The 7,455-nt window shown below is 69.5% G+C and carries 6 protein-coding genes; 2 read left to right on the top strand and 4 right to left on the bottom strand.

The annotated features are described in order from the left end of the window. Positions 1 to 477 precede the first annotated feature (477 nt). Positions 478 to 885 carry a hypothetical protein gene (locus VFG40_RS05580; RefSeq protein WP_324895752.1) on the bottom strand — a complete coding sequence of 136 codons (408 nt, stop codon included), beginning with the start codon at positions 883 to 885 and terminating at the stop codon, positions 478 to 480. Between the two features lie 67 nt (positions 886 to 952). After that, positions 953 to 1,792 (bottom strand): energy transducer TonB, encoded by an 840-nt coding sequence (locus tag VFG40_RS05575; protein WP_324895750.1) that lies wholly within the window; start codon positions 1,790 to 1,792, stop codon positions 953 to 955. A 215-nt stretch (positions 1,793 to 2,007) separates the two neighbouring features. Between VFG40_RS05575 and VFG40_RS05570 the strand changes: the two genes are divergently transcribed. Together VFG40_RS05570 and VFG40_RS05565 are read left to right on the top strand one after the other, a co-directional pair. Then, positions 2,008 to 4,434, top strand: a complete 2,427-nt coding sequence (locus tag VFG40_RS05570) for a DEAD/DEAH box helicase (RefSeq protein ID WP_324895749.1) — start codon at positions 2,008 to 2,010, stop codon at positions 4,432 to 4,434. Beyond that, complete coding sequence (locus tag VFG40_RS05565) at positions 4,431 to 5,288, top strand: ribonuclease H-like domain-containing protein (RefSeq protein ID WP_324895748.1); 858 nt, start codon at positions 4,431 to 4,433, stop codon at positions 5,286 to 5,288. Before VFG40_RS05570 ends, VFG40_RS05565 begins: the two co-directional genes overlap by 4 nt. 254 nt (positions 5,289 to 5,542) lie before the next feature. On the opposite strand, the gene VFG40_RS05560 is transcribed toward VFG40_RS05565, so the two are convergent. Both VFG40_RS05560 and VFG40_RS05555 read right to left on the bottom strand, forming a co-directional pair. Next, positions 5,543 to 6,472 (bottom strand): hypothetical protein, encoded by a 930-nt coding sequence (locus VFG40_RS05560; protein WP_324895746.1) that lies wholly within the window; start codon positions 6,470 to 6,472, stop codon positions 5,543 to 5,545. Continuing rightward, the gene (locus VFG40_RS05555; protein WP_324895744.1) at positions 6,469 to 7,407 is read right to left on the bottom strand and encodes a cupredoxin domain-containing protein; all 939 of its coding nucleotides are present in this window, start codon (positions 7,405 to 7,407) and stop codon (positions 6,469 to 6,471) included. The genes VFG40_RS05560 and VFG40_RS05555 overlap by 4 nt, the downstream gene beginning before the upstream one ends. Between the last annotated feature and the right edge of the window lie 48 nt (positions 7,408 to 7,455).

The following is a 7,455-nucleotide window of genomic DNA, read 5'->3' as shown; positions in this document are numbered from 1 at the left end:
CTTCGATGCTCATGACGCGCCCCTCGTCAGGCGGCGTGGCGCCCCCGCGCCTACCCCGCGATCCCCGCATCCCGCGGACGGGCGACATCCCCATGTCGGCCGTCCTTCCCTGCCGCTGGCGGCGGTTCTGCATCAGCTGTCAACCGAGGGAGCGAATCCCTCGGCACAGCCGACCGCCCGGCTTGAGCGCTTCTCTACTCCTCGGGGTACAGGCGCGCAAGGACACGCGGCGACGATGTCTGCGCTCCCGGAGTGTCACTTCAGGTTAGGAGCGATCGCCGGCAGACGCTGCCCGGGCGAACGAAAGTGGGCCTGGCGCCCTGTTCCAAATGTTGGACTTGAGGGGACTTGACTAGCCCGTCCCCTGCGGATGCTTCTGCGTATGACGCGACGCGTGCGTTTGGACGCTTTTAAACAAGATGACTCGATCTACCCCATGCGTTAGATAGACGATCTGCCGCTGTTCTTGGTTCAAAATCATTTATCAAAATACGGTACGCCGGGCTCGAAGTAGAAGTCATATTTTCTGCGTAACCGTTGAAGATGCTTTTCCGCTGAACTCACCGCCAACTCGAGCGCCTGAAAAGTATCGACGCCGGTTACAACATGATCCGCCTCCGGGAGCAGATCAAAATTTATTACGCAACTAGCAGCACCTTCGCAAAAAGGTATGTCACTAAGTTCTTCTGTCAACAAATACGGCTCACTTATGCGAACGTGAAATCTTTTAAGGGCGGTGCCGCCCCGCTCTGTATAGAAGAGTTCTCGAGTTGCAATAACGCGGAGAGTCGACGCACTCATTGTTCGCTCAGGCATTCCGAATGCGTCCTCATCATGCAGCTCCTTTGGGTGGTCTTCGAGAAGTCGGGGCAGGTTCACTTTCAAGCGCTGGCTAGGTCAATCGACACCCGCGTTTGCTGACGCGCCAGCTGCCCGCTGCCGTGATGACCGATCAACCGTGATCGAGAGAGGACCGCAGCACCGGTCCGGCGCCTTCGGTATAGCTGCCATCGTCGGCGAGCGCATCGGCCGTGGTCATGCTGGGTTTGTCGACCCACGGCGCGGGCGTGTACGGGCCGGGCACATAGGTGCGCCATACACGCTCGACCGGGGCAGCGCCCGTTTCGTTGAGGGTGTAGGCAATCGGCACGTGCAGCGTCCAGCTGCCCTGGCCGGCAAGCTGGCCGGTGGTAGGCACCCGGTAGGTCCAGCGGCGGGCGGCATCAAGTGAGGACTTGGCCATCAGCTCCCGGTATTTCTGCAGCACGCCGTCTGGGCCGGTGTTCTCCAGATTGACCTGCTCCGCCACGGCGTCGATGACGTGTCCCTCGTGGTCGACGTGCAGCGCCAGATAAACCGTTCCCTGCACGCGGGCCTTGATGGCTGCCATGGGATAGCGCGGCCCGATCTTCTTCTGGTTCTCGCTGTACAGATCATCGGGCGTGTCCGCATTGTTGCCGCCGAACGTGGCGCCCTTGATGCGCGCGGTGAAGTTGCCGTCCGCGTTTTTGGTGAGGATCACCCGCACGTGCATGCTCGCCTTGGCGATGACGGGCTGACCGTCGCGCAGCACCGGGTCGAAGCGCCACGTAAGTGCCACCTTGTGCACCAGATCGGCGATGGGCTGGCCGTACTTCTCCGGGTGCTCCACGGTGGCGAGCTGCACCGCGCCGTCCTTGGCCAGCACGATGGTGCCGTCGACCACGGCCGAGGACTCCAGATTCTTGCTGGGGCCGGCATGGGCGACTACTGCGGTGAGCGCGAGCAGCGCTGCGGGCATGAGCTTCTTCATCCGTGCCTTCCTTGGGGGATGGTGTTCGCGTGGGCGAGGCGGTCCACTGCCCCGGTTCTGCCGCAATGTCGAGCGAAGCGTCTGGGCTGTCAACAACGATGGCTGGGACTGCTTTCCTGCTGACGTCGCGCACTCCAACACGTCGCTGCGAGACGTCTCACGCGGTGAGACCCGCCACCGCTCTACTTCGACGCCCGCCCACTGCGAGCCACGCCATGAACGCCCTGATCGATCCGGCCCATCGCGCCGACGAGGCTGCTGCCGATGAACTGGTGCTACGCGGCCCCGCCGACGGCGGCGCGCTGGCGGCGCGACTGGCCAAGCGCTACGCCGGCCGAGTGACCGGTTCGTTCGTGGTGCCGGGGCGCGAGGGGGCATACGAGCCGCTGCCGGAGGATCTGCCGCCGGCGCTGGCCGATGCGCTGCGTGCGCGCGGCATCACCCAGCTGTACAAGCACCAGGGCGAGGCGTGGGCGGCGGCGCAGGCCGGCGCCCATGTGGCGGTGGTGACGCCCACGGCCTCGGGCAAGTCGCTGTGCTACACGCTGCCGGTGATTGCCGCGGCGATGCAGTCCAATGCCAAGGCGCTGTACCTGTTCCCCACCAAGGCGCTGGCGCAGGACCAGGTGGCCGAGCTGCTGGAGCTCAACCGTGCCGGCGAGCTGGGGGTGAAGGCGTTTACCTTCGACGGCGACACGCCGGGCGATGCGCGGCAGGCGATCCGCCTGCACGGCGACATCGTGGTGAGCAACCCGGACATGCTGCACCAGGCGATCCTGCCGCATCACACCAAGTGGGCGCAGTTCTTCGAGAACCTGCGCTACGTGGTGATCGACGAGGTGCACACCTATCGCGGCGTGTTCGGCTCGCACGTGGCCAACGTGATCCGCCGGCTCAAGCGCATCTGCGCGTTCTACGGCGTGCGCCCGCAGTTCATCCTGTGCTCGGCGACCATCGGCAATCCGCAGGAACACGCCGAGGCGCTGATCGAGGCGCCGGTGCACGCGATCACCGAGTCGGGCGCGCCCTCGGGCGACAAGCACGTGCTGCTGTGGAACCCGCCGGTGGTGAACCCCGACCTCGGCCTACGCGCCTCGGCGCGTTCGCAGAGCAACCGCATCGCGCGGCTGGCGATCAAGGCAGGCATGAAGACGCTGGTGTTCGCGCAGAGCCGCAGCATGGTCGAGGTGCTCACCAAGTACCTCAAGGATGTGTTCGACCACGATCCGCGCAAGCCGCCGCGCATCCGCGCGTATCGCGGCGGCTACCTGCCGACCGAGCGGCGCGACGCGGAACGGGCGATGCGCGCCGGCCAGATCGACGGCATCGTCAGCACCTCGGCGCTGGAGCTGGGCGTGGACATCGGCAGCCTGGACGCGGTGGTGCTCAACGGCTACCCCGGTTCGGTGGCGGCGACCTGGCAGCGCTTCGGGCGCGCCGGCCGGCGCCAGCAATCGGCGCTGGGCGTGCTGGTGGCCAGTTCCGATCCGCTGGACCAGTACCTGGTGCGCCATCCGGAGTTCTTCCAGGGCGCGCCGCCGGAGCACGCGCGCATCGCGCCGGACCAGCCGCTGATCCTGCTCGACCACATCCGCTGCGCCGCCTTCGAGCTGCCGTTTGCCGGCCACGAAGTATTCGGCAATGAGGTGGCCACGCCGTGGCTGGAAGTGCTGGGCGAGGAAGGCGTGCTGCATCGCGAGGGCGATCGCTGGGAGTGGATCGCCGACAGCTACCCGGCCAACGCGGTGTCGCTGCGCTCGGTGGCCGACGGCAACTTCGTGGTGGTGGACCGCACCGGCGGACGCCAGACCATCCTCGCCGAAGTGGATTACTCCGCCGCCGCGCTCACCCTGTACGAAGGCGCCATCCACATGATCCAGGCCACGCCCTACCAGGTGGAGCGGCTGGACTGGGACGGCCGCAAGGCCTACGTCACGCGCACCCACGTCGACTACTACACCGACGCCATCGACTACACCAAGCTCAAGGTGCTGGATGCCTTCGGCAGCGCGCCGGCCGGCCGCGGCCAGGCGCATCACGGCGAGGTGCACGTGGTGCGCCGCGTGGCCGGCTACAAGAAGATCCGCTACTACACGCACGAGAACATCGGCTACGGCCCGGTCAACCTGCCCGACCAGGAGCTGCACACCACTGCGGTGTGGTGGCAGCTCGACCAGCGCACCCTGCAGCAGGCGTTCGACGAGCGGCAGCAGGCGCTGGACGGCTTCCTCGGCGCGGCCTACGCGCTGCACATCGTCGCCACGGTGGCGGTGATGGCCGAGGCCCGCGATCTGCAGAAGTCGGTCGGCAGCGGCGACGGTGCGTGGTTCGTCAGCGCCGACCTGCACGGGCGCGGCCAGCTGCGCGGCGCTGATGGACAACCCACTGCGCTGGCCGCGGATGCGCCGTTCACGCCCACCGTCTACCTGTATGACGCGTTCCCAGGCGGCGTGGGCCTGAGCGCGCCGTTGTTCGAGCGGCGCGAGCATCTGGTCACGCTGGCGCAGTCGCTGGTGGAACGCTGCGATTGCAGCCACGGTTGCCCGGCCTGCGTGGGGCCGATCCTCGCCGCCGACGAGTCCGCCGCGCACACACCCAAGGCGCTGGCCGCGCGCGTGCTCGCCTTGCTGGCCAGCCTGTGAACGCACTGCGCGAGCGCCTGCGCGGGCTGCGCGCGCAGGCCGGGCAGAGCGTGCCCACGCCGGCGCCCGCGCCGCGCACGACCGCCACGGAAGATCTGCGCTGGCTGCTCGGCGTGCGTGCCCGCTCGCACGCGCGACCCACCACGCCCTTCCCCGCGCGCGACCGCGAGCTGTTCGGCGAGGAAATTGCGCCGGGCCTGCGCTACACCGAGGAGCTCGCAGACTGGCCGCAAGCACCCGGGGCCATCGATACCCGCTTCGCCCGCCGCGAGGACCGCATCGATCCCGCATGCCTGCTGCACTTCGACACCGAAACCACCGGATTGGCCGGCGGCACCGGCACGCGCGCCTTCATGATCGGCGCCGCCGACTGGCAGCGCGGCCAGCTGCGCCTGCGCCAGCTCACCATCACCACGATGGCCGCCGAGCCCGCGATGCTGCGCACGTTCGCCGAATGGCTGGCGCCGGACAGCGTGCTCGTCAGCTACAACGGCAAGTGCTACGACGCGCCGCTGCTGGCCACCCGCTACCGCCTCGCCCGGCTGGCCAACCCGCTGGCCGGGCTCGATCACCTGGACCTGCTGCACCCGGTGCGCCGGCACTGGAAAGGCCAGTGGGAAAACTGCCGCCTTGCCACCGCCGAGCGCCAGCTGCTGGGCGTGCTGCGCGAGGACGACCTGCCCGGCTCGGAAGCGCCGGCCGCCTGGCTCACCTACCTGCGCGGCGGCTCGGCCACCAATCTGCGCCGTGTCGCCGCGCACAACGCACAGGATCTGAAGAGCCTGGCCGGCGTGCTGCTGCGACTGTCGGCGCTGGGCGCGGACGCATGCGCCATGGCGATCAAGCAACGCTGAACACGCGCTCGCCGCGGCGATGCCATGCATGCCTGATGATCCGGGGCCGTGCAGACCGTGGTGTCCGCGGGATCAGACGTCCATCTGTCGAATAATCCACGAGGATGCTCAGCGGGACAGGTGCTGCGCCGGACCCGAACGTCCCGGTCCGGAACGCCGCAAGGACGCCGAGCCGAAATGCAGCGGATGGGTCACGGGCCGAACCGGTCGCGTCGAATGCCGATCGGCGGCGAGTGCCACCCGGTCGCTGCACCCTAGTCGGGCCGGCGACGGCCGCCCAGCGTGCTGGCCAGCAGCGCCAGCAGGGCGAGCGCGGCGATCACGCCGTAGAGCAGCCGCTCGCCGCGCGCCGCCGTGGCCTCGGGCCGATTGCTGTCGAGCAGGAACATCATCGCGCGACCGCCCGATGCGCTCAGCGGCAGTACCCAACCCGGCTGGACGCTGCCGGCGCCCGGCACCTCGAGCGCGCGACCGTTCGGCGGCAGCGCGTCGTCCGGCGGCAGCGTGCTGGCCAGCTCCGGCAAGGCCGGCACGGCCCAGCCCGGCAGCGCGTGCTGGGTCGCCATCACGAACCCGGCGCCGCCGGACACCACCATCGCGGTCGCCACGCCGCTGTGGCGCGCCACCAGGGCCGGGTACGGCTCGCGTACTGTCTGCACCGCCACCAGCGCGCCCTGCACGATGCCGCCGCGCAGCAGCGGATGCACGCTGACCCACAGCAGGCTGCCGTCGAATATCCACGCGCCCTGGGTCGGCTTGGCCGAGGCAAGCGCGGCGGTGACCAGCGGGTCGCGCTGGATCGAGGCCTTGTCCTTCAGCAACACGCCGTCGAGCGCGGCAGGCATGCCCTGCGCGTCGAGCACCATGGCCACGTCGTAGCCGCGCCGGCGGGCATTGAGCAGATCGCTGATCGACGCGCGGTCGATGCCGCCGCCGAGCGCCGCGTTGGGCTGCAGCGACTGCACCACGTAATCGACGAAGGCCGGATCCTCTGCCAGCGCGCTGCCGCGCAACGCCAGCACCTGCAACGCCTGGGCCCGGGCGTCATGTGCCACCACCACGGCCCGCTGCAGCCGGGCGTCAGCCTGCGCCTGCGCGCTCTGCAGCGCCTGCCAGCGCACCGCATACGCCGCGGCTGCGGCGAACAGCACGATCAACACGGGCCGCAGGATACGGATGATCACGGCGCGCTCCCCACATCGATCTGGGTCAGCACGCGCGGGCGCACCGCCTGCACGGTGACGTTCACGTCGCCGCGGGCCGGCAGCGTGAGCGCCCTGGCGCCGAGCACACCGCGCGGGTTCCAGTAGTACAGCTTGCCGTCACCGGGCGGCAGGCCGCGCAGCACGAACCGACCGTCGGCGGCGACCTTGGCTGCGTAGGCGCTGGGCACCACCAGCACGTCGGTCTCCATCGAGCGGTGCACGTTGCAGCTCACCAGCACCACGCCGGCGCGGTCGAGCACCTGGTCGGCGCTCTGCCCCGGCGCCTGGTAGCCGAGGTCGAAGGTATTGCCCGGCGTCACCGAGAACACGTTGTGGCGCACCTCGTCCTGGTTGACGAAACGCACGGTGCTGCCGATCGGCACGGCCATGGCGGCCGGCTTGAAGTCGCGGTTGAGCGTGTAGATGTTGAAGCGTCCCGCTCGCGGGCGCGGTGCGCCGGCGGCCGGCACGTAATAGACCACGCTGTCGGTCAGCTCGCCCGGCACCAGCGCCTGGCCGCGGCCGGCGGTGAGGGTGAGACGTCCACGCAGCTCGAGCGCTTCGGGCGCGGCGGCGGGCGCGGCCGGCGCGGGCCTGGGCGCCGACGCGGCAACGCCGGCCGGCTTGTCCGGCCGGGCTGGCCTGGGCGCGGCGGCCGCCACGGGCGCTGGCGCGACCGCGGGCTTTGGCGCCACGGTCGGCGCGGGTGCCGCTTCGCTTGCGCGCGCCGGCGGCGGTGTGGACACCGGTGCCGCCGGCATCGGCGGCGAGACTGTTGCGGGGGACGGCGCGCTCGCCTGCGGCGCGGTCGATGGCGCGGCGGCAACCGGCGGTGGCGCCACGGGCGTACGCACCGGAGCACAGGCGGCGAGCGCGGCAAACGTGCCGAGCAGGCAGCTGCGAAAGATGGTCATGACGATCCCCTGTTTGCTGCGCCGAGGGCGCCCTGAAACGATGGGTCG

It is taken from the genome of Dyella sp., from assembly GCF_035685805.1.
Classification (GTDB): domain Bacteria; phylum Pseudomonadota; class Gammaproteobacteria; order Xanthomonadales; family Rhodanobacteraceae; genus Dyella_A.
The sequence above is the reverse complement of the archived record's forward strand: the minus strand, read 5'-3'. Positions and strand labels throughout refer to the sequence as shown.

Bases quoted from the DNA above. Each gene is read 5' to 3' on its own strand.
- VFG40_RS05575 (WP_324895750.1), bottom strand. From the start codon at position 1,792: ATGAAGAAGCTCATGCCCGCAGCGCTGCTCGCGCTCACCGCAGTAGTC.
- VFG40_RS05570 (WP_324895749.1), top strand. From the start codon at position 2,008: ATGAACGCCCTGATCGATCCGGCCCATCGCGCCGACGAGGCTGCTGCC.
- VFG40_RS05555 (WP_324895744.1), bottom strand. From the start codon at position 7,407: ATGACCATCTTTCGCAGCTGCCTGCTCGGCACGTTTGCCGCGCTCGCC.